This window comes from Mesorhizobium sp. CA10, assembly GCF_020165285.1.
In the GTDB taxonomy this organism is placed as follows: Bacteria; Pseudomonadota; Alphaproteobacteria; order Rhizobiales; family Rhizobiaceae; genus Mesorhizobium.
Genome location: NZ_JAIUHV010000018.1, coordinates 17,466 through 38,728, shown reverse-complemented (window position 1 = coordinate 38,728; position 21,263 = coordinate 17,466). Strand labels below are relative to the sequence as shown.

The window sequence follows — 21,263 nt, the reverse complement described above, 5'->3', positions numbered from 1 at the left end:
TCGCCGGGCGCTAAAGCCGCACAGCCAGCGCCATGCCCGAGCTGGTCAGTGCGGCGGCCTTGACGATACCGGCGGCGAGAGCGGCCCCTACCCCTTCGCCATGGCCGATGCCGAAATCAAGCAGCGGCCTCAGCCCGACCCTTTCGGCCGCCTTGGCATGGCCGGGTTCCGGCGACAGGCCGGCAAGCAGGCAATGATCGAGCGCGCCGGGATTGGCCGCATAAAGGACGGCGGCCGCCGCTGTCGCCGCGAACCCGTCGAGCAGGACGGGAATCTTCTCCATGCGCGCCGCGAGAATTGCGCCGCAGATCGCCGCGAATTCGCGCCCCCCGACCTTGCGCAAAACCTCGAGCGGATCTCCCAGACCCGGACCATGGAATGCCAGCGCCCGATCGACGACCTCGGCCTTGCGTGCGATCATCGCCGCATCGGCGCCCGAACCCGACCCGACCCAGTCGGCTCCCTCGCCGCCGAACAGGGCGGCGCAAAGCGTGGCGGCGATCGTCGAATTGCCGACCCCGAGATCGCCCAGGCAAAGGAGGTCGGCGCCACCGGCGACCGCTTCCATGCCGAAGGCCATGGTTGCGGCGCAGCCGCGTTCATCAAGCGCGGCCTCCTCGGTGATGTCGCCCGTGGGGATATCCAAGGCGAGGTCGAAGACTTTCAGGCCGAGATCGTTGGCGATGCAGACCTGGTTGATCGCGGCCCCGCCAGCGGCGCAGAGTTCGACTTCATTTGCGGTCGCCGCCACCGGCCGCGGCGAGATGCCGTGCCTGACGGCGCCGTGATTGCCGGCGAAGATCGCCACCAGAGGCCGATTGATCGCCGGCGGCGCGCGCCCGCTCCAGGCAGCAAGCCAGGCCGCGACGTCCTCGACGCGGCCGAGCGATTCCTTCGGCTTTTCCGCTTTGGCGAAAAGCGCCCGGACGCGGGCGCTCGCCGCATCGTCGGCCGGCGGCAGGGCCGCCAGAAGGTTTCGGAAATCGTCGAAAGGCTTAGCAGGCATTATGTCGGTCGCAGTTCGTTGCGGAAGTCGCAGGCGGCATAGCCGCCTTCTCCATCCGGCACAACTGCCTGGCGATGCCGCGAACGCGTCGCCTTGCGGCGCAATGCGGAGGGCTTGCATTGCTCCGGCGGTTGCACCATGTGGAATAAAGCCAAGAGAACAGCATGACCGCCATCGAATCTCCCTGCATCCTGGTCTGTTCGATCGATATGAAAACCGGCTTCTGCTTTGGTTGCGGCCGCACACGCGACGAGATTTCCGCCTGGCTCGCGATGACCCCTGAAACGCGCCGGGCGGTGATGGCCGAACTGCCCGCGCGGCTCGAAACGGTCGAGCGGCGGCCGCGCCGCGAAACCCGGCGTACCCGTATGGCGCGCGAGCGCGGCGTTCTGTGAGAAGAAACCGATGAACCGGTTGTTCTGGATCGTCATGGCGGTGATCGGCGTCGGGGTCGTGCTGCTCATGCTCAACAATTCGGCCGGCCGCACTTTCGGCATGAACAACAATGATTTCGGCCGGCTTATCTGGGTCGGCGTCCTGGTGATGGTGATCGGTGCGAGCCTGCTCCGCTCCGGCCGACCGCTGGGCGACATGGCGCGCAATCTGGGCGTCTGGGCGGCATTCGTGCTCGTGTTGATCGCCGGCTACCAGTATCGCTACGAGTTGCAGGATGTGGCGAGCCGCGTCACCGCCGGCTTTGTCCCGGGCAGTCCGTTGGCTTTAGGCGTGGAGAATGGCCGCCCGACCGTCACGCTCGACAAAGCCGACAACGGCCATTTCGAAGCCCGCATCCTGGTCAACGGCACGCCGGTGCGCGCGGTGGTCGACACCGGCGCAACCAGCACGGTGCTGACGTCCGAAGATGCTCAAGCCGCTGGGTTCAACCCGGCGGCGCTCAGCTACAGCGTGGATGTCGCCACGGCCAATGGCAGGGCGCGCGCTGCGACGGTCAGGACCGACGAGGTAGCGATCGGCGGCATCGTGCGCAAGGACATGTCGGTGATGGTCGCCGCGCCCGGCATGCTTGACCAAAGCCTGCTCGGCATGAACTTCATCGGCTCATTGTCGGGCTTCGACGTGCGCGGCGACCGCATGATCCTGCGGGACTGATGCGTGTCGCGCGGCAGTATGCGGCGCGACACGCATAACCGACAGTCAGGCTGCCTCGGCTTCTGCCGCCGCGAAATCGATTGCCAAAAACGCGGTCTTCAGCACCTCCGGCCCGGCGCCGGGTTTGTTCGCGTCGGTGGAGAGGATCTGCCGGAAGCGGCGCGCGCCGGGCAAGCCGTGGAACAGTCCGACCATATGGCGGGTAATGTGGCCGAGCCGCCCGCCCCGCTCGATATGGCGCGCGGCATAGCCGGCCATGGCATCGATCAGCGCCGAATAATCGAAGGCGGCGGGCGCCTCGCCATAGAAGGCGGCATCGATGCCGGTCAGGATCCCCGGCGTATGATAGGCCGCGCGGCCGAGCATCACGCCGTCGACATGGGAAAGATGCGCCGACGCCTCGGCGAGCGACTGGATGCCGCCGTTGATGCCAATGAATTCGTCCGGCTTTCTGGCCTTCAGCCGATAGACGCGCGGGTAATCGAGCGGCGGGATCTCGCGGTTTTCCTTGGGGCTCAGCCCTTCCAGCCAAGCCTTGCGGGCGTGCACCCAGAGCGCGCCGGCGCCGGCGGCGAGCACGCCGTCCGCGAGCATATCGAGCGCAGGCTCTGGGTCTTGATCGTCGACGCCGATGCGGCATTTGACCGTGACGGGTATTTTCACCGCGGCCTTCATCGCCGCGACGCACTCGGCGACCAGAACCGGCGTCTTCATCAGGCAGGCACCGAACGTCCCCGACTGGACGCGATCGGACGGACAGCCGACATTGAGGTTGATCTCGTCATGGCCGAAGGCTTCGCCGATCCGCGCTGCCTCGGCGAGCTTTGCGGGATCCGATCCGCCAAGTTGTAGCGCAACCGGGTGCTCGACATTGTCGAAACCGAGCAGTCTTTCGCGCGCGCCATGTATGACCGCATCCGCCACCACCATCTCGGTGTAAAGCAGCGCGCGGCGCGTCAGCTGACGATGGAAGAACCGGCAATGCCGGTCCGTCCAGTCCATCATGGGCGCAACGGCTATCCTATGCTCTTGATTTTTCAGCATTTTTTCTTTAGTATCAAATCGTTAGATGGTGCCGAGTGCACACGAATTTACGCCAGAATACGACCCTTTTCGCCACGTTTCGACCTCTCATTGCACACGGAGCGCACACGAAAAAATGGCGACCTACACAAAGCTCTCGTCCGGTTCCTGGCGTGTGCAAGTCCGTCGCAAAGGTCGCTACGCCAGCGAGACATTCCTGCGCAGAGACGACGCACGCCGCTGGGCGACCGAAACCGAGCGCCAAGTTGATCGCGGTGAGACGCCGACCAAGTCCCGTATAGCGCGCCTGAAAACTTTCGGCGAACTCATAGACCTTCATATCGAGGACATGTGCGATGTAGGCAAGGCCCCTCGCCGCTCCAAGGCTGCGGCCCTTGCGATGCTGAAAAGAGATTTGGGGAAGTGCCACGTCGCTGCGCTCGATCGCGAACGGCTCATTCGTTTTGGTCGTGACCGGGCCGCGCAAGGTGCCGGACCGATGACTCTCAGCATTGATATCGGCTTTATAAAACTTGTCCTGTCTCATGCTGCGGCGGTCCACGGGCTACCGGTCAAGGTCGAGCCTGTGGATCTCGCGCGCATCGCACTTAAGCGCCTCGGCCTTGTCGGCAAGGGATGTGAGCGCGACAGGCGGCCTACCCAGGATGAACTCGACAGGCTAATCGCTCACTTCAATTCAAACCCTTTGCAGATAGCGCCCGTCGGTCGCATCATACGTTTTGCCGTCGCTACGGCCATGCGGCAGGAGGAGATCTGCAAAGCGCGTTGGTCTGACGTCGATTCTTGCACGCGGATGCTTCTCATCCGCGACCGGAAAGACCCGCGCAACAAGAATGGCAATAATCAGCGCATACCGCTATTCGCGGCGACTGGGTACGACGCATGGGCCATCGTTGAGGAACAGCGCGCAAAGCGAAGCAATGACGATGATCGAATTTTCCCATTCAATCACAAATCAGTCGGGACCGCCTTCCGTCGAGGATGCGCTGAGCTGGACATCAACGATCTTCATTTTCACGACTTGCGGCACGAAGGCACGAGCCGCCTATTCGAAGCCGGGTTCACTATCGAACAGGTGGCGCTGGTTACGGGACACAAGGACTGGAAGATGTTGAAACGATACACCCATTTGAAGCCTGAAATGCTTCACACTATTCCCACAGCGAGGATGGCGTAGCCCGCGAGACCTGGTCACCTTTTATGGTGATCGGACGTTGTTGTAAGCAAGCCTGTCGGCGTCCAGGACCGTTTCCGACGCCGGCGTCAAAATGATACCCGGCTAGCAAATCTTGGCCGCAAGCCGGGGAGTTAAGCCGGCGAAGGACACGGGTAAAAAGCGTTCTCCGCGATAACGCTGAGCCGCGTCCTTGACTGTTAGGCGCCGACTCGTCCTGGCCCACCGAGCAGAGTGTCGCAGCCGCTCCCGCTGTTCATTTACTCATAGCGCCAGATCACTCGCTCCCCCTAACGGATATCCACCAGGCGACGGAAACTGAAGGTTGATCTCAGGTTCATGCAGGACGCGGAACCAATTTCGCTTATCGAAGTTAGCAAGCGCTGCTTACGGGGACTCACGCGATGCTCCTTGCCCTGGACGATGCGATCTCGATGGCTGTTTTGGCCGGCAGAGCCACGGATGCGGAAATCTTCGGAGTGATCGACCTCACCAGCAAAATTGAAGCCCGGATCGGCGCCATCAGCTTAGGGCGCGCCATCCAGTTCGTCGCCAATGCCTCGGTGCTTGGATACGACGTTCGCGGTGCAATGGTCTTATATGGGGAACCAGGAGCGCCAAGCTTGAGGATATGGGACTGCGAACACCTTTGGGCGCAATATGGTGGCGCACTTCTCCAGCCATAGCGCGAGGCGGCCTGGAGGACTGGCAACAGCTCTCGCAGAGCTGATCTTACGATCAATGGGGACGAGCGCCAGGGAGGTCTTTAGAAGCGTTATCTCGGACTGTGCGCCCGGCTGGCCAACGCGCGGTCCTTGGGATCTCAGCCCATAAGCAGCCCGAAGTACCCCCTTGCAAAGCAGTGCTGCTGCTACCGTCCAAAAGCCGGCAATCCACACTGATCTCGTGGCAGCGAAAACCCACGCTGCCACAACTCTGGGTGTCGCGAGCACGTCATTACAAAATACACAAATATCTTCACTACCTATTTGGCGGCCGCCCCTGTCGGCTCGCAGCCGCCACCGATCGAAACCCGACGGTGCGCGCTTGGAGCTGTCGCATCATCGAGTGGTTCCAAAGACAGGGTCGGCAACGCTCGCGAGAGCCGCAATCTTATCAATCATGGCTAGAACCGCCTGCGGCTTGCTTTGATGCACCATATGTCCGGCATCCAGGACGATATCCAGCAGCGAGTGGCTTATCTCGGCGTGTAGCCGCAGCGCTTCGGCCTTAGCATCGAACGTCCGAGCGGGCGTCCGGCCAATTCCCGTCTCGCAACGAGATTGTTGTAGAGCGCCAACCCAGCCGTTGCCGCCGGCTTGTCCTGGTCACATCGCGGGTTGACATTCGTGGCTTGCTCGCCATGCTGCATTGCAGCATGAATAATAGCCTTACCGCGTCATCACGCATCGAGTGCCTGGATGGCCTTCGCGCCGCCGCCGCGCTGTGGGTGCTGGTCGGTCACTGTCTGCTGTTGACCGGCTGGCATATTCCGGTGCTTGGCGACCCTGCGCTCGGCGTCGATCTCTTCATCATGCTGTCCGGATTTCTAATGGTGTTTCACTATCAGTTGCGCCAGGCCAAGGAGCCTTGGCAACGGCCTGAGACCTGGCTGAAATTCTGGACGCGGCGCTATTTTCGCATTGCGCCGCTGTTCTACGTCATGTTGCTCTTCGCGCTGGCGCTCGGGCCGTATCTCTATGAGTCACGGACGGTCATCGATGCCTTCCTGCAGCGCGCGCCACAAGCGCCCGAGCGATTCCTCGACGGCAGCCTGAAGAACATCGTCGCCCACCTGACATTCCTGTTCGGCCTGTCGCCGAACCTCGCCTATCGGACGCCGCTGCCAGACTGGAGTCTTGGCCTGGAAATGCAGTTCTACGCAGTCTTCCCGGCGCTGATGCTTTTGGTGCGCCGCTTCGACTGGATATGGAGCGCCATACTCGTGGCGGCGATCGGCGGCCTGGCTGTGATGATCCTCAAGTCGCTGTCGATCCATTTCCCGATGCCGTCCTTCCTGCCGCTGAAGATCCAGGTGTTTCTTTGCGGCATGCTGCTGGCGGGCATCCTGGCACAAAGCCAACCGAGGCCACTGCTGCATCTGGCCCTGGCCATGGGGCTTGCTGCGATTCCCTTTGGCGACGGCTACGGGCTTTCGAAATTCCTGATACGTGAAGCGCTGGTGCTGGGCTTCTTTGCCCTTGTCCTCTACCGGATGCTGCCAAGCGTGGCGGGCACGGTGGCGAAAAAGGTCGCCGTGGCGCTGGGCGGCGGTGTCTTTCATGTTCTGGGCGAGCTGTCCTACAGCATCTATCTCATCCACCTTTTGGTGCTGCAGCCGGTCGCGGCATTCGTCATTGCCCGCTACGGCCAGGAGATGGACGCCCCGCTGCGCTTCGCCATCGTGCTGGCGATCGTGCTGCCGGTGGTCTGCCTTCTGTCCTTCGTCACCTACAGGGTCATCGAAATGCCTGGCCAGCAACTCGGCCGCACGGTCCTGCGCTGGTTCGCCCGGAGGAAGAAGCCGGTGCTGAAGCCGAGCCCCGCTGAATGATCAAGGCCGGCATTCGGGTGGACTTCCTCCCGCCGTTCGAAGTCAGCGGGAAGAATCCAGATAATCAATAATTGCCGTTGTAGTACCGGTCGTCGCAGGGCGCGGTGTAGATGCGGCCGTAGCGGTCCTGGTACCGGCAGAGCTGATCGCCGCGGCGCTGCGGCGTGGTCGCTGACCCAACCACCGCGCCGAGCAGAGCGCCGCTGGCCGCACCGATCACGGTGCTCTTGGTGTTGCCGCCAATCGCCTGGCCGACGAGCGCGCCGCCGGCGCCGCCGAGCAATGCGCCGGTGGTGGCCCGCTGCTGGCCTTCGGTTTGCGTCTCGCAGCCGGCGAGCGCCGCGGTCATCACCACCGCGAGAATGGCCTTCTTGATAAACATCACTCGAACTCCTCTGAAGCCCCGAGGACTGACAGGCTGGGGCGAACAAAATTCCGAGTGCGGTCGCATTGCGGCGGAACGGCGGCAGACCCCGCTCACGAAGTGAATCACAGTTTCCCGCCGGTTGAACGCCATGGTTGCCAAATGGGAAAGTTATGCGGGCGATGGTGACCAGCCGCGCGTTCAGTCGATCTTCAAGCGCACCAATACGAAAGCTTGGCTGCGATGGTCCGGATCTGCCTCGATGTGCTGGAGCGACGTAGGTTGCGGAACCGCTATGCCGTCCTCGATCATTCCTGCGACGTGAAAGGCCAGGGCTTCCTCGGCGAGCTCGCGCGCCTCGTCAACAGTGGCGCCGGCCGTGATCAGCCCGGGAAAGTCGGGAAATGACACGCCGTAATCGCTGGCGCCTTCCTGATGGATCAGCCCGAGATATTGCTGCATCTCAGTTTCCCTTGCTGGAGGGCGATCGACCGCTAGTTTAAATTGCCGGCACCAAGGTGCAAGGCAATGGACAAGTTTGCAGAGGGTGGCAATCCGCCTGCGGGGAGGCGAAGGGTTCGCGCCGCGCAATACCTGCGCATGTCGACTGAGTATCAGGCCTACTCGATCGAAAATCAGCGGGATGCCATCCGCGACTATGCGGACCTCATGGGCTACGACATTGTCGCCACCTACGAGGACGCGGGCCGCAGTGGGCTCAACCTCGAAGGCCGCCCCGGCCTTCAGCGGTTGCTGGCCGATGTCGAAATCGGGAGACCCGATTTCGAGACCATCGTGGTGTACGACGTAAGCCGATGGGGACGATTCCAGAATATCGATGAGAGCGCCGCATACGAGTATCGATGTCAAATGGCAGGTGTGCGGATCGAGTTCTGTGCCGAACAGTTCGCAAATGACGGCAGCATCGGATCCGATGTGCTCAAGGCGATCAAGCGCAGCATGGCTGCTGAGCACAGCAGAATGCTGTCGCAGAAAGTCTTCATTGGCCAGGCGAGGTTAATCCGGATGGGCTTTCGACAGGGCGGCAAGGCAGGGTTTGGCCTGCGGCGCCTGCTTGTCGATCAACATGGCCGTCCCAAAGGCGTCCTGTCGTCCTACGAGTACAAGAACCTGCAGACGGATCGCATCGTTCTGATCCACGGACCGCCTGACGAGGTCGCGACTGTACGATGGATCTTCAACCACGTTGTCAGAACAAAAAAATCACAGCTGGAGATTGCCCGAACGCTCAACAAGCGCGGCCTGCTGACCGACCTGGCGCGCCCCTGGACGCGAGAATCTGTCCACTCGCTGCTGACCAACGAGAACTACATTGGCAACAGCGTCTGGAACAGGGGCTCGACCAGGCTCAAGAGCCATCGGGTCCACAATCCTCCCGAACAGTGGCTTCGGGTGGAGAACGTCCTGGAGCCGATCGTTGATCGCAAGCTATTCAGGCGCGCACAGATTTTGCTCAAGACTATCCACCGCCACATGTCCGATCAGGAGATATTGGTCGCCCTCGAGGAGCTGCTGGCACGCCGTGGTGCCCTATCCACCTTCATCATCGACGCCGCACCCGATTGCCCGCCCGCCCAACGATACTCGTGGCGTTTTGGAACCCTAGTCAAAGCCTATGAGCTGATCGGATACCAGGCGCCCAAGAACTACCGCTACATCTACGTCAACCGACGACTGGACACAGTGAAGCTGCAGGCGATTCAGGAGTTCTTGGCCGCAGTCGAGGCGCGAGGCGCGGTTGCGGCCTATGACGCGGAGACAGGCGTCGTGCAGATCAACGAGGAGGTCATTGTGGCGATCGCAATAGCGCGCTGCAGAGCCTCCTACTTCGGTTATCCAAGATGGTTTGTGAAGGCTGATCGGCAACCGTTGCCGGACATCTATGTCCTGATCCGGATGAATCCCGGCGACCTCACCATTCGAGACTACCTGATTGCTCCGGCCCGTGAGATCGCCGGCAAGCGTGATCTGCACGCCCACAACGGAGCGCTTCTGGATTCCTATGTTTTCCCCACATTGACGCCGCTGCTTGCTCTGGCGGAGCGGGTCGCTGTCGAGAGCGCAACATGAGGCCGAAGCGGCTGAGCCGGGAAGCTGCCCACAAGATTCTCCTCAACAACGGCCGCCGACATGCCGGCGCGTTGGCCTCCGATCAGCTACGCCCGAAGATGCGCCGTTCCACTCCCGAGTTCCTTAGGATTTACGACGCCGAATGCAGCCGCAAGCGTGCCTTCATCGCAGAGGTGGAAGAACTGGAGCAGCGTTTGGACAGGATCGCCGTGGCGGTACGCCTGATAGCAGGCGACGGGCAGTTCCGCGACCTGTTGGCATCCGAAGGCCTTGCTACAATGCCAAATACATTGGCGCGGAGAATCAGCGGCTCGCCGCCTGCGCAGACCTCATCGCAACTCATCTCCGCCGACGCCAATCCGATTTCAGCCGGCGAGATCTGCCCGGAGGTCCTCAGTCTGCTGAGGGACTGCAGCGGGCCGGCAGGGCTTTTCGCATTGGTGCGGGTGGTGCTGCCGGTCAGGCAAATAGAAATTGTACGCTTGATGATCGCCAGGGGGCCGGTCAGCGTCAACTACGTGAAGATGCTCGTCGCTCTCACGCCACCGTCGCTCCTGGTTAAAGATATCCATCCACAACATGAGCTCGCCAGCCTTTCCGAGGACCGGAGGGGAGAAATGGAGTGCGAGTTGGCCAACCTTAGCGGCGCATTTTTAAATGCGCTCGACCGGCGCGGGCCAGCGAGCCTGGAACTCGTCGCCGCCTGCCGCTATTTTGACCGGCTGATGGATAATTCCAGAGTGGTGCGGTATCTCGCACGCAATTTCCCTGGTCGTTTCGAAGAGCTTCATAACTTAACGGGGCCCGTCTTCAAATAGACTTTACTCGTCGCGCCAAATCACATGCCTTTGCCATCGTATTTCCTTTAGGCGCCGGAAACGGATGCTCACCAGCTCCTGTCCGTAGGGATGGAAGAGTTCCGCCGACATCCACTCCCGCTTGCCGCAGGCCTGACAACGCACCTTTTCTCGCACCTGGTTTATGGTGACATTGCCGATCACCTCGCGCAGCTCGATCGGTTTGTAATGGCGTGTGATGTGGCAATGGCCGCAGGAGATGCGCGCGATCTGCCCTGCCTCATGGGCATGCATCAGCGTCCAAGCCTGGCCTCGTGGCCACTTTTCGGGTTGTTCCGGCATCCGCTGAAATGAGGAACATATTCCCATGCAGTCAAGGTGCGTCTTGACTCTTTGTTCTCTTTTCGTTCACTGTTAGCGAAAGGAGACAGAACCATGAAACCGATGCGTGCGACCGAAGCCGAGCAGCCCGAAATCTACGCGACCGTCAGGCGCGAAATGCCTGCCATCCACCGAGCAGCTCAAAAGATGGCAAAGCACCTGCGCGGACTGTCAGATGTCAGCCAGAAGCAGGCGATTACAGAGCTGACGGCCGCTTGGATCATGGCGATCTATCCCGACAGCCTTGACCTGGCGATATCGCTTTCCGATGCAATGCGCGACCAGACCGACATCGATTTGCAGCAAGCCTTTGAAACCAGGCGACGGAAATTGAGCAATTAATGGCTGCCCGCAGCCGTAGCATTCCGCCGCCCACGATGATCGATCGCGATATGCCGCACCAGGTGGCGCTGCCCGATGACATATGCACAGCACACAATTTCACGCTGATCCGGCGGTTCTTGAGGAGCAAGGGCTATTTTGCCGGACGCGATCCGTGATCGCGATCTGGGAAGATGGCAAGCAGGAGCAATGGCGACTGCACTGTTTCGCTGATCGCAATGCCGCCGCCGCATTCCTTGACCACTTGGGCGGGATCATGTTCAATCCCAAGCGCGACAGGGAGAATGGACGCGCACGTGGCGCCTGGCGCCGCAAGGACGTCTATCAGCGGATTTTCGAGACTGGACCGCTCAGTGTGCCGGAGCCTCTCCGCAACTGAACTCAGGCGCGCTCTGGCCGTACCGTTTCAACGGACAACGATCCCGCCGGCGAGGGTCGCAACAACTCTCTCTCCGGTCTCGACAAGTCAAGCCACGCTGACCAGTTTTCGGGCTGAAGAACGACCACCTGGCGATTGTGATATGGCGAGACATCCGGCCCGGGATCGGTCGTCAACATGGTGAAGGTGGGCGGCTTGTTGCCGGCCGCTTCCCGCCATAGCCCGGCAATAGCCAGGAAAGGAGCGCCGTTCAGAGTGAAGCGGTGTTTCGCCTTCGGGTATTTCGTGCCAGTGAATTCGAAGAACGCCGAGGCCGGGACCAGACAGCGTTTGCTGTCGGCGAAACGACGTCCTTCCGATCTGAAGTTGAACACTGGCCCTCCCTTCGGGCCGGCCGGCGGAAACCCAAACGTCATCGACGCAAGTTCAACTCCGTCTGCGGCAGCGAGCATAATCGGCGCCGGATCATTGATGCGGATATCATCAGCTTGGGGAAGATCGAGTTCAGTTTGATGAGCCGGGATCTTCAGCGTCAGCGAAGCCATCATCCGGCAATATTCGGCCCAGGCGACATGCTGCTCATAGTCGTTGCACATGCTGTCCCCACAAAAGGAATCCGAACGGGGCCGTCCGTTGCCATGCTAGGCGGATTTTCGCGCGGGCTTTGCGTTTGGCCGCCCCTTGATGCCCTCCGCGGCGAGGCTCTTCTTCAGCACTGCAGCTAGGTCCACCACGTTCTCCTTGGGTATCGGCGCCGGCTTGGGCGGCTTCTTGCCCTTGCGCTTGGCCTCGATCATGGCGATCAGCGCATCCTCGTATGTATCTTCGAATTTCGAGGGGTCGAACTTTGTTACCTTCTTGTCGATCAGCAGCCCGGCAATTTCGAGGAGATCCTTGTCGTATTTGGGGCTTTTCACGTCGTCGAAGACGCTCGTTTCTGAAATCATCTCGTTATTGGTTCGCAACTCGGTCAACAGCATTCCTTTGCCGAAGGGCTGGATGATGACTTCCCTGCCCCGCTGGTACAGCACAACGCAAGATCGCGCCGCGACCCGCTTCTTGGCCATTGCTTCTCGCAGCACCGAAAATGTCTCAACAGCGGCACCGTCGGCCGGAATGACGTAATAGGGCTTTTCCAGATACCTCGTGTCGATCTCATCGATCGCGACGAAGCCCTCAATGTCGAGCGTATGCTGCGACGTGAGCTTCAGTTTTTTGATCTCGTCCGGCTCGATTTCGAGGAAGTCGCCCTTCTCAGCCTCGTAGCCCTTGATCTGATCTTCTGAAGGAACGATGTCGCCGGTTCCTTCATCGATATAGGCGCTTTTGACCGGCAAGCCGTTTTCGCGGTTCAGAATCTTGAAATGGACCTTCCCCGCCTCAGTGGTTGCTCCCACCAGCTTTACGCCGCATGCGACCGATCCAAATTTCAGGAAACCCTTCCAAACCGCCCGCGGCGCTGCCATGTATCGTCCTCCGTTGCAAAAAGAAACACCGGTGCCCGCCCGGGGGTTCCGACTTCGTTCAGCTTCCCAGAAATTGATGTGTTTTTGGGCCCGCCACCCGCGAGGGGCGTAAACCCCGGCTGACGCATATCCCCCTTTGGGTTGTAAACGCCGCGCTGGCGTTGCGGGCCGTCAACCGGCGTCAATACACCACCTTCGCGTTCGTCGCCCGGATGATGCAAAATGACATCATCGCTCCTAGAACGGGCACGCGACAACTTCACGTCCGGAAAGGCCCGCCAAACGTCCTCATGTAACGATCTGCTTGTTGGAATCTAGCCACAGCGACCTGGTTTGGATTGGCAGGCAACGGGCAGCGGCCGGCTAGATCAACCGAGCCGGTGCTCGTCGTCGATCAGCTCGAGCCTGGATGGGGCAGCGTCACCCCATCGCCACAGAACCAGATTCAAGTCGCCGATTGCGGCGCCCTTGGCAAAGCTCGGCACGAGCAGGCCATTATAGCCTTGCGCGACCAGCTCGCGGGCAAATCGCTGCGTATGCGCCTCGCCATGGTCTCTCATCTGATCGCGCCATGTCGGGTCGGCGAGGGCCGCCGCATCGAGACCCATTGCTGCAAGAGCAGTGGGGTCGCCCGCATCGAAGACGGCCTCGATCTCGGCACGATAAGCGACCAGCGTCGTCGGCTGCAGATCGCCTACCTGGTTGGCTTCGCGCAAAGCCGTCAGCACCGAGGTCGACGCATAGAGCGCCGGCATGCCTTTGGGGTTGAAACGTCCTCCATAAAGCTCGGCACCACGTCCCGACATAGGCTCGCGGGCATACACCGGATTGAGAGCACGGTAGAGCCGGCCCGAATAGGCGATGGCGGCGATGGTCAGGCGTAAATCCCCGCATCGACCGCGTCGATGAAGTCGAGAACCTCATCGGCTCGACCCTCCCGCACGAGCTGCATGGCCGTCTGCCCCGAAAATCCCGGCAGCGGCTCGGACCGATACCAGGCATAGGCCATGAGCGCGGAGCCAAATCGCGGCTCGACCTTGTTCACGATTTCCACCATCTCGCGCAGGCGGCGCTGCGTCTTGTCTGAGCGCACCCGCTCCCGGCGCTGGACCGCGTCCTTGCCCAGACCAGCGGTACGCGCGATCTCCTCGCTCGTGGTGCGGAAAGCGTCCGCGATCTTCTTCGGTGCGAACAAACCGTTATCCGCATATCGTGCCAGGCCCATCGCAGCACCTCCGTGCACCGCCAAAAACTATGACGTAATATAGCGTCAGTAATGCCGGCATTTCAAGATCTGCCCCGCTTCCCCCCGCGACCATAGCTGTTCCAGCGGTCGGACCTCAACGAGCCTATTCTCCCGCGCGGCTGTGCGTGCAGCCATGTCGATGGCATCGGCGAGATCGACTGCTTCGATGATGGGCATATCTCGACCAAGCAGGAGCGGCAGAGCGACCCAATGACATCCGTTCAGCAATCCGCCAGCGGAACGCACGTGGCTCTTCCTCGTTTTTGGCTCTGAAGGGAACCATGAAACGGAGACAGAACGATGAGAAAGCTTTTGTTACCCGTTGTGACAGGCGCGCTTGTCGCCTTGTCTGGCGCAGCTTTTGCCGACACTCCCGTATCAGCCGCTACAAACCTTAATGTTCGCGCCGGTCCAGGCTCGCAATATCCGGTCATCGGCGTGCTGCGGGCGGGCCAGACGGCCACATTGAACGGCTGTCTGCAAAACTCGAAATGGTGCACCATCGCCGAAGCTGGTGGTCAGGGCTGGGTTTATTCCGACTACGTTACCGCAGAATTCGGTGGCAATCGGGTCGTCTTAACCGAGCGACCGGCCAATTCAGGCATCGCGGTGGTGAAAGCTCCTCGCGATCAGGCTAATGCCGGAGCCGTCGCCGGCGGCGCTACCGGAGCGATCGCCGGCGCTATCATCGGTGGTCCAGTTGGCGCTGCCGTGGGCGGCGCGGCGGGGATCGTGGGCGGCGGTGCGGCTGGTACCGTGATCACTCCCCCCGAACAGGTGCGCACCTACATCACCGAGCACCGGGTCAAGCCTGTTTACCTTCAAGGCAAGGTTGTGACAGGCGCGACCCTGCCTGCGACGGTAGCCCTGCAGAAGATCCCGAACTACCGGTACCGGTATGTCTATGTGAACAACCGACCGGTGTTGGTTGAGCCGTCGACGCGCCGCATCGTCTATGTGGAAGGCTGAACGTGCCAATCGGCAGGAAAATCGTGTGACAGCACAGGAGCGGTCTCGACGCCGAGCCGCATGTGCCCGTTGGCCAGACGATGGAGGCCGCGCCGTCTCAGGATGCTTGTTGGCCCAACGACGCGGCCGCGTTCTCCGCCCACTGAAATCAAGCGCTTCGGGCCCCGAGTTACGGGGCCCGAAGGCGCCGGCTTCCACGCCGCCGGCGCTCAGGTGTGGTCGCCGGTCTCAGCGGAAAACAGCGGTGCCAGACGGGCCCGAGCGGCATCGTCCGCTGGCCGACCTGAGGATCGCCTCGAAGCTCATCCCCTCGCATTCGAAGTTTGTAGTGCGCGATAGGGATGACGCTCTGCCTGAAATGGGATCGACAGTGATGCCTCGGCGTCGCCCCCTCGAACGACCCAGTCGCCAAGTCAATTGTCGCCATGCAGGTACACTGCTTGTCTCAGGCTATTGGACGTCGGACGACATTAGTCCGATCAGCCAAGAAACTGGCGGCGCTGACCTTATTGTCGAACGGATCAATGGAAAGCAGCCGGCCTTAGCGCGTCGCGATCCGAGCCTTGCGGCATAGCAGCGGCCGTCAGGCTTCGCCGAGATTGATTTCCGGCCGCCAGATCGATCCGCCTTGCGTCGAGAGCCCGGCGGCGATCTCGATGTTCGCCCATCGTCAGCCCTGATGCCCGTCGCGGCGATGCCGCGCACGAAGTGGCGCTCCAAGGCGAGTAGGAAGCCGTCGGCAGCGTCGCCACGGCCGCGGACGCGATCAGCACGCTTTACTTGATCGAAATGCCGCGTCGCCGACCAAAGTTGCCAGCCCGAGCGCCTGCGGGTCTCGCCGGAGTTGGTGGCGATCAGCGGCCGGAAGAATTTGCTCCACCTGGCGACGACGGTGAAGACGGCCACCCTGCCAGAACCGGGGCTTAGCGAGCGGATGCGCCAGAAGAAGCCGAACGGCCGCAGCCAGCGCTTACCCCTTTCCACTCGAGGTTCACGTTCCGTCGCCAAAAGAGTTGATTATCAGCACTTGCTAATGTCTGCTATGGTTAAGGTAGAGCCTGCAGACGCTGTTTGTCCCTGACCTACCCCCGTCTCTCCGGGACGCTGCTGCGAGGCTTCATGGAAGTGGACCGGTCGTTGCCCTAACGGCCGGCCCGCTTTCTCTTTCACACAGAGTTTTCTTAATTTCCCGTGAACCTTGCCACAGTGATGGCCTTGGTTTCAGGGCGGAGTTTGGGTGGTGAACGATCTCGATCACACGCCGGCGAGCGCCGCCAGAGAAAACAAACCGGGATTTCGGAGGCGCAAGAACTTGCTCTCCTGATCGGCTTGAATTGGAATTCGCTGCTGCGAGAGGCGAAGCTCATTGCGGATGCGGCAAGGGCTGAGGTCGCCCAGATCGGGCCACTCGTCGAGGATTGACGGCTTTAGAGAACGGAATTCCTCTCCTCACCACCAGTCCGCCAGCTTGGGAGCCGCTCTCCTTGCGGGCGAAAGCGATTGCAAGCACACCGGCGCGGCCCTGCTTTGTGACGGCACGTCGCGGCCGGATTCGCGCGTGTCGTTCGTCAAGCCCTGTCGAATCTTTCAAGCTGCGGCGCCGACTAGCTAGCTGGTTCGGTCATGCAGGCTGGCCCTGCAACCTGGAGCTAGCCCGCTTCAATCCTCAGCGCAGTCAGCGTCTCCGGCGTAATTGTCCCGGTGACCTTGAGCGAGTAGTCCGCCTGCATGCGCAACAGCCGGCCCTCAATTCAGGATTCATCTCGCCGTCTACCTCGCCGCTGTAGTAGCCGAATGCGAGCAGGGCGAACTGGACCTCCTGGACGATCTCCTTGAACTTGTAGGCGTTGCCCGGAAGCGTCTTGAGTGGCGCGGGCGTTGGTGCGATTGCGGGCGCCTGGTAGCTCGGCGCGGGCGTTGAAGGGGCATTATACAACGGAGCCGGTTCGCTCGGCGCCGGCGGGACAAAGGAATAGCCGCCCGTCCACGACCTGTGGCTGGAGTGCGAACTGTGGCTGCTGTGACTGCTGTGGCTGCGATGTCCGGCCAGCGTATACAGGTGGTCGAGCTTGAAGATATCGAAGAGCGACTTCGTCTTTCCGGCATCGCCGACGCGATGGTGGTGCAGATCACAAGCGAGTCGCTTGGCGCCTACCGAGCCTGGAAGGCAGATGGGCGTGGTGCGCGAGGCCAGACCCGAGGCGGTGTGGCTCGCGCTGCGTGAGCTTGTCCCCGGCAGAGATGCCGAGCCAGATTTTGCGGCATTCCTGGCTTGGCTGAAGCGTGAAAGCATAATGCCGCAGATCATCCTTTACGACCCTGACGAGGCTTTGTATCTGTTCGACCTGCACCGGCGCGGCCTGATCCCCTGGGATCACATTCCCGTGCTTTTGGTTCTCGGCCGCTATACGGCGTCACAGCAATCTGCCCCGAAAGACCTGCTGCCGTTTCTTTCGCCCGGCATTCCACGCTTCCGGTCGTTCATGGTCTGCGCCTTCGGTCGTGACGAGGCTGCTTGCGTATGCGCGGGAGCATTGTTTGGTGGAGACGTCCGGGTCGGGTTCGAAAACAATCTTCTGCAGCCGGACGGTTCGATTGCGGCATCGAATGCGGTTCTGGTCGATACCGTGGCGCAGCAGTTGCGGGGATTTGGGCGCCCAATACAGTCTGCCGCCTCGTTACGCGATGCCTGGCAGGCTGGGGACGGCAACGAACAGCTTTGAAAGCCATTGCCGGGCCACTCCGCTTCGGTCGTCAAGCAGGCGCTCAACCCTACTCGGCCTGAATTCGGCCTCGTTGACGAGACAGGGGAAGGCAATGAGGGGAGCTCAGCGCAGGTAGGTTTCGGCGGCTTGGCGTCCTGCGCGCCAGTATCCCGATGGTGCTCCGAAAATTGACGTCGTCGCTCGATCAGTTCGATGCAGCTTCGACGAGCGACGTGAACGCGTACGAGCTGGTGAAGGATGTGAACAGAGCACGGGTTACGACGCAAGGCCCAAGCGACACTGGTGGCATCAGGGGGGCAGTCAAAGAAGAATTTGCCCCCGATGCCGCTCGGAGTTTCTGGCCTGTGCGACAGGAGTCGCACAACCAGATGCAACAGCGGGAGCGCCGGATTGGCGCTCCCGCGGGACTGTCAGTCGAGCACTTTGACGATCGTGTGGGTTTCGGGATCAACGACCACGGTCCGATTGTCGATCACGGTGTATTCGTACTTCACGTTCGGCACTTTATGGAGTTCAACCTTTTCCGGCAGCGTGCTCCCGACTTTCAGTTCAACCCCCGGCAACTTGATGGAAGCCAGCGGTTCTTTCTTCACGTATTCGCGGATGGTCGTTTCCTGTTCCGGGGCCAGAACCACCGTATCCGCGATTGCGACGCTAATGCCCGACAAGAGCAACAGGCCGGCAACAGAGTTGGTGATCAACGTCTTCATTTCAATTCTCCTTCGTATGTGCCCGTTCTTCAACGCTGTCGGATGCAGCGGAACCGCCGACGGGCCTCTCGGCAATCCATGAATCAATGAGCTTGTCGCATCCATGTTTCGGCACAAAAAAGTGAAGGGCCCAATGCGCTTGTGCGTGAGACTTAGGTCCCAGCTTGACGCGGCGAATGCCGGCAACGCAAACCGTCAGGGAACGCCAGCACGTTCGCGCACAGTGACGGCGTTGGACTGACTCGTTCCGGCGATAACCTGGGCGTCCTATTGCCGCCCTCTCTGATCAGATCTGCATCGGGTTTTATTGTCCGTGAGGACGAGGCAACAGCGCCAATATCCTCCCGATGCGGAACGACGTTGAACGCCGCCTTCACCCGCGCTCATAGCGCAGTAAAAATTTGACGGCCCAGCGGTCAGGGTAGGGACCAGGACAGCAACCGCTGGGCCGGACGGGAGCCTGTTCCTCCCGATGGCGAGATCTGCATAACTCGCCTCCGAGCAGCCAATCTTCACGGTGGTTGGCGCCGACCACCGCGATGTAATCTCCATCGCAGGGATAGTCGATGAGCCCAACTTCTTCGTAGTCTTCAAGCTTGCGGATCGCGTTTGCTGCACTCAAGCCAGATACCTCTCGGTAGTTCAAGATGGACACAAGCACGTGTGGCACGGCCCGGCACCACTCAAACCTGATGCCGGGCCGCAGGGAAGTGTCCGCGCGGCGCGCACTTGCTGACTGGCGTGACGCGGATTTCACGATCCACCCCGCGACAGCGTCTCGTTTACACAGGCAAAGACCGGGATAGTCGAATTCTGTTGCCGAGCCTGCGACAGCCACATCCTTCGGTTCTCCTCGGAGAGCCCCTTCATTGCGGTGCGCGCTGCCGAAGTGATTTCAAAGGGGCCGCAAGAAGCGCATTGGAACTCCACCTTGCGGAGCGCGATATCTGCCTCCAAGGCCGCTCCAGCGCAGATCGGACATTTTGAGGGATAATATCTTCTCTCAAACGACAAAACGTTCATCACACGAGCCTTCTTTCGGGCCTTATCGAGAGCGACACACCGATAGCGAGGCAGCGGCGGCAGCCGATTGGTAGGGGACGGGAACGCGCGTCAACCTTCGGCGACGATCAACCTCGTGTCTTGGGAGCAACATTCCTGCGGGTGGCGACTTCAATCTGCTTTGCTTCCACTTCGAGCCGGTCCGGCGCGGCGGATCCCATCAAGGCATAGGCGGTGCCTCCGGATTGCCAGTAGACTGTTGGGACGCGGCCGTCCGTCGCCGGGGTGGGAGGCACTGCATCCTCGCCATTCATCGGGGCTGCCACCAGCGTGATGCGACCAACGCTTGGCGTATCGGCTGTGACGACGAGGCTTTGTTTCCCGTTCCACGGCTGCACCTGAACGTCCCTCACCACCCACACCGACGGCAGGGTCGGCATGCTGACGTTGACGGCGCCGACCAGTCGTTCGATCTTGTCCTGCTTCGGCTCGACACCTCTGTCCGGGCCTGCATTCAGTTGCGCGACCCGCAACGCGTCTCGCGCGGCCAAGATGAAGGTCTCATCAGCCGTCTTGCCGCCCTGGCGGAGCGGCACTGTCAACGAGTTCGCGCCCCAGCCGATCGCGACCAGCACGACGGCGGCGACTTGGAGCCTCAGTAGGGCCAACATCTTTCCGCGGCGAAAGGCACTCTCCAGTTGCTTCGCCTTCTCCACACTCGCGCCAGGCGGAAACAGCCGCTGTGGCTGTGAGGCACGCAACGCCTCCATGCGTTGTGCATGAGCAAAGACCTCCGCCGCCAGCTCCGGCTCACGTGCGAGGCGGGCTTGCAGCTCGGATTTCTGCGACGCAGAAAGCTCACCATCCAGCAGGCGACTGATGTCCTCTTCGGAAATCCCATCAGTAGGCCGCATCGCGCCCTCCCACGATCTTGAGACGGGAAGTCCCGCCGTCTTTGTCTTCCAGGTCGTGCTTCAACGCCGCTCGGGCGCGGCTGAGGCGCGACATCACAGTCCCTGCCGGCACACCCAGAAGATTGGCGGTCTCTGAATATGTGAAACCCAGCACCGCGACCAGATGCAGTATCTCGGCTTGGTCGGCCGGCATTCGCGTTAAAGCCCTTTGTACCTTCGCGAGTTCAGCCGAATGCTCCTGCGAGGGCGGCAAGGCCGACTCCGCTATATCGGCAAACGATGCCATGCGCTGCCGGGTGGCAACGGCCCGGCTGGCATTCGTGAGGAACGTGTTGCGGACGATGGTGATGAGCCAGGGCAGCAAGGGACGTGAGGTGTCGTAGCTGGCGGCCATCGTCAGTGCGCGGGCAAGCGCCTCCTGGACCAAGTCGTCCGCATCAGAATCGTTGCCGGTGAGGACGCGACCGTAACGCCAAAGATCCTCAAGGTGCGGTATGACGTCCAACCTGGTCTTCATATCACCAAAGATATACTCTTTTGCGTCACTTCCGGATCTCCATTTGCATCTCACTGACAGGTAGGCGGCCCAGCGGGCAGGGACAGCTTCCGCTGGGCCGACTGGGAGCGTGCTCCTCCCGGTTCCAAGATCTGGGTGCCATGTATCCTCAGATGCTTGCGCCGCTCCCGTGTCCGATATTGGCTTGGACAGGTCTTGTGCTCCCCCTCCTTGCACCAATTACCAAGGCCGGCCGGAAACTATTCCAAGCAACAACGAAAATATTTGGGAGCGCGAGCCGACGCTCGTCGGTGTAGCAAGTTGGAAGAGAATGCGCTGCTCGACGGTATCAACGTGGAGCCGGCTCGTCGACAACCCCGGCTGGAGCAAGAGTGAGGCGGGTCGGGATGCGGCTGGGCGAGATCATTGCAAACACGTTCGCCGCTATGTTGCTAATTGTGGCCTCGCCCTGATTTTCCTGGTCGCCGGCAG

24 protein-coding genes are annotated in these 21,263 nt (G+C 61.1%); 12 read left to right on the top strand and 12 right to left on the bottom strand.

What is annotated here, in order from left to right; translation table 11 throughout:
• Positions 1-10: 10 nt before the first annotated feature.
• Entirely contained in the window at positions 11-1,006 is a 996-nt protein-coding gene (locus LB535_RS26905) for a nicotinate-nucleotide--dimethylbenzimidazole phosphoribosyltransferase (protein WP_263490961.1), read from the bottom strand.
• Between the two features lie 164 nt (positions 1,007-1,170).
• On the opposite strand from LB535_RS26905, the gene LB535_RS26900 reads away from it, so the two are divergent.
• Entirely contained in the window at positions 1,171-1,401 is a 231-nt protein-coding gene (locus LB535_RS26900; protein ID WP_095765388.1) for a DUF1289 domain-containing protein, read from the top strand.
• Between the two features lie 10 nt (positions 1,402-1,411).
• Complete coding sequence (locus tag LB535_RS26895; RefSeq protein ID WP_095765387.1) at positions 1,412-2,116, top strand: TIGR02281 family clan AA aspartic protease; 705 nt, start codon at positions 1,412-1,414, stop codon at positions 2,114-2,116.
• Positions 2,117-2,161: 45 nt separating this feature from the next.
• Here the strand turns inward: LB535_RS26895 and dusA are convergent, their stop codons facing one another.
• Positions 2,162-3,160, bottom strand: coding sequence for a tRNA dihydrouridine(20/20a) synthase DusA (gene dusA / locus LB535_RS26890; protein WP_224634326.1), 999 nt, complete (start codon positions 3,158-3,160; stop codon positions 2,162-2,164).
• Positions 3,161-3,275: 115 nt separating this feature from the next.
• Between dusA and LB535_RS26885 the strand changes: the two genes are divergently transcribed.
• From LB535_RS26885 to LB535_RS26875, 3 genes are all read left to right on the top strand, one after another.
• Positions 3,276-4,337 (top strand): site-specific integrase, encoded by a 1,062-nt coding sequence (locus tag LB535_RS26885; RefSeq protein ID WP_224634325.1) that lies wholly within the window; start codon positions 3,276-3,278, stop codon positions 4,335-4,337.
• 401 nt (positions 4,338-4,738) lie between these two features.
• Complete coding sequence (locus tag LB535_RS26880) at positions 4,739-5,020, top strand: hypothetical protein (protein WP_224607887.1); 282 nt, start codon at positions 4,739-4,741, stop codon at positions 5,018-5,020.
• 692 nt (positions 5,021-5,712) lie between these two features.
• The gene (locus tag LB535_RS26875; protein ID WP_224634324.1) at positions 5,713-6,888 is read left to right on the top strand and encodes an acyltransferase family protein; all 1,176 of its coding nucleotides are present in this window, start codon (positions 5,713-5,715) and stop codon (positions 6,886-6,888) included.
• Between the two features lie 64 nt (positions 6,889-6,952).
• On the opposite strand, the gene LB535_RS26870 is transcribed toward LB535_RS26875, so the two are convergent.
• Together LB535_RS26870 and LB535_RS26865 are read right to left on the bottom strand one after the other, a co-directional pair.
• Entirely contained in the window at positions 6,953-7,270 is a 318-nt protein-coding gene (locus tag LB535_RS26870) for a YMGG-like glycine zipper-containing protein (RefSeq protein ID WP_224516903.1), read from the bottom strand.
• A gap of 183 nt (positions 7,271-7,453) precedes the next feature.
• The gene (locus LB535_RS26865) at positions 7,454-7,714 is read right to left on the bottom strand and encodes a type II toxin-antitoxin system HicB family antitoxin (RefSeq protein WP_224532272.1); all 261 of its coding nucleotides are present in this window, start codon (positions 7,712-7,714) and stop codon (positions 7,454-7,456) included.
• Between the two features lie 66 nt (positions 7,715-7,780).
• Here LB535_RS26865 and LB535_RS26860 point away from each other — a divergent pair, with 66 nt between their 5' ends.
• Entirely contained in the window at positions 7,781-9,343 is a 1,563-nt protein-coding gene (locus LB535_RS26860) for a recombinase family protein (protein ID WP_224634323.1), read from the top strand.
• Entirely contained in the window at positions 9,340-10,161 is an 822-nt protein-coding gene (locus LB535_RS26855; protein WP_224634322.1) for a plasmid partitioning protein RepB C-terminal domain-containing protein, read from the top strand. The genes LB535_RS26860 and LB535_RS26855 overlap by 4 nt, the downstream gene beginning before the upstream one ends.
• 3 nt (positions 10,162-10,164) lie before the next feature.
• Here LB535_RS26855 and LB535_RS26850 read toward each other — a convergent pair whose 3' ends face one another.
• On the bottom strand, positions 10,165-10,434 hold the full coding sequence (locus tag LB535_RS26850; RefSeq protein ID WP_224607898.1) for a hypothetical protein: 270 nt from the start codon (positions 10,432-10,434) through the stop codon (positions 10,165-10,167).
• Positions 10,435-10,575: 141 nt separating this feature from the next.
• Between LB535_RS26850 and LB535_RS26845 the strand changes: the two genes are divergently transcribed.
• Genes LB535_RS26845 through LB535_RS26835 form a run of 3 tightly spaced genes read left to right on the top strand, consistent with a single transcriptional unit; the run spans position 10,576 to position 11,242 of the window.
• The gene (locus LB535_RS26845) at positions 10,576-10,863 is read left to right on the top strand and encodes a hypothetical protein (RefSeq protein WP_224634321.1); all 288 of its coding nucleotides are present in this window, start codon (positions 10,576-10,578) and stop codon (positions 10,861-10,863) included.
• On the top strand, positions 10,863-11,021 hold the full coding sequence (locus tag LB535_RS26840) for a hypothetical protein (protein WP_224634320.1): 159 nt from the start codon (positions 10,863-10,865) through the stop codon (positions 11,019-11,021). Before LB535_RS26845 ends, LB535_RS26840 begins: the two co-directional genes overlap by 1 nt.
• Positions 11,018-11,242 carry a hypothetical protein gene (locus LB535_RS26835; RefSeq protein ID WP_224634319.1) on the top strand — a complete coding sequence of 75 codons (225 nt, stop codon included), beginning with the start codon at positions 11,018-11,020 and terminating at the stop codon, positions 11,240-11,242. The genes LB535_RS26840 and LB535_RS26835 overlap by 4 nt, the downstream gene beginning before the upstream one ends.
• A gap of 2 nt (positions 11,243-11,244) precedes the next feature.
• On the opposite strand, the gene LB535_RS26830 is transcribed toward LB535_RS26835, so the two are convergent.
• From LB535_RS26830 to LB535_RS26815, 4 genes are all read right to left on the bottom strand, one after another.
• On the bottom strand, positions 11,245-11,838 hold the full coding sequence (locus LB535_RS26830) for an SOS response-associated peptidase (RefSeq protein WP_224634318.1): 594 nt from the start codon (positions 11,836-11,838) through the stop codon (positions 11,245-11,247).
• Between the two features lie 45 nt (positions 11,839-11,883).
• Positions 11,884-12,708: a Ku protein gene (locus LB535_RS26825; protein WP_224634317.1), complete on the bottom strand. Its 825-nt coding sequence runs from the start codon at positions 12,706-12,708 to the stop codon at positions 11,884-11,886.
• Between the two features lie 368 nt (positions 12,709-13,076).
• Complete coding sequence (locus LB535_RS26820; protein WP_224634346.1) at positions 13,077-13,571, bottom strand: RES family NAD+ phosphorylase; 495 nt, start codon at positions 13,569-13,571, stop codon at positions 13,077-13,079.
• Between the two features lie 11 nt (positions 13,572-13,582).
• Complete coding sequence (locus LB535_RS26815; protein ID WP_224634316.1) at positions 13,583-13,933, bottom strand: antitoxin Xre/MbcA/ParS toxin-binding domain-containing protein; 351 nt, start codon at positions 13,931-13,933, stop codon at positions 13,583-13,585.
• Between the two features lie 321 nt (positions 13,934-14,254).
• On the opposite strand from LB535_RS26815, the gene LB535_RS26810 reads away from it, so the two are divergent.
• Both LB535_RS26810 and LB535_RS26805 read left to right on the top strand, forming a co-directional pair.
• Positions 14,255-14,923, top strand: coding sequence for a DUF1236 domain-containing protein (locus LB535_RS26810; RefSeq protein ID WP_224634315.1), 669 nt, complete (start codon positions 14,255-14,257; stop codon positions 14,921-14,923).
• Between the two features lie 2,171 nt (positions 14,924-17,094).
• A complete protein-coding gene (locus LB535_RS26805) occupies positions 17,095-17,646 on the top strand; it encodes a 3-keto-5-aminohexanoate cleavage protein (RefSeq protein ID WP_318012354.1) in 552 nt (183 codons plus the stop codon).
• A gap of 413 nt (positions 17,647-18,059) precedes the next feature.
• Here the strand turns inward: LB535_RS26805 and LB535_RS26800 are convergent, their stop codons facing one another.
• The 3 genes from LB535_RS26800 to LB535_RS26790 form a co-directional block, all read right to left on the bottom strand.
• Positions 18,060-18,359: a DUF1236 domain-containing protein gene (locus tag LB535_RS26800; RefSeq protein ID WP_140845499.1), complete on the bottom strand. Its 300-nt coding sequence runs from the start codon at positions 18,357-18,359 to the stop codon at positions 18,060-18,062.
• Between the two features lie 1,130 nt (positions 18,360-19,489).
• Positions 19,490-20,275, bottom strand: coding sequence for an anti-sigma factor family protein (locus LB535_RS26795; protein WP_224634314.1), 786 nt, complete (start codon positions 20,273-20,275; stop codon positions 19,490-19,492).
• The gene (locus LB535_RS26790; RefSeq protein WP_224634313.1) at positions 20,262-20,780 is read right to left on the bottom strand and encodes a sigma-70 family RNA polymerase sigma factor; all 519 of its coding nucleotides are present in this window, start codon (positions 20,778-20,780) and stop codon (positions 20,262-20,264) included. The genes LB535_RS26795 and LB535_RS26790 overlap by 14 nt, the downstream gene beginning before the upstream one ends.
• Between the last annotated feature and the right edge of the window lie 483 nt (positions 20,781-21,263).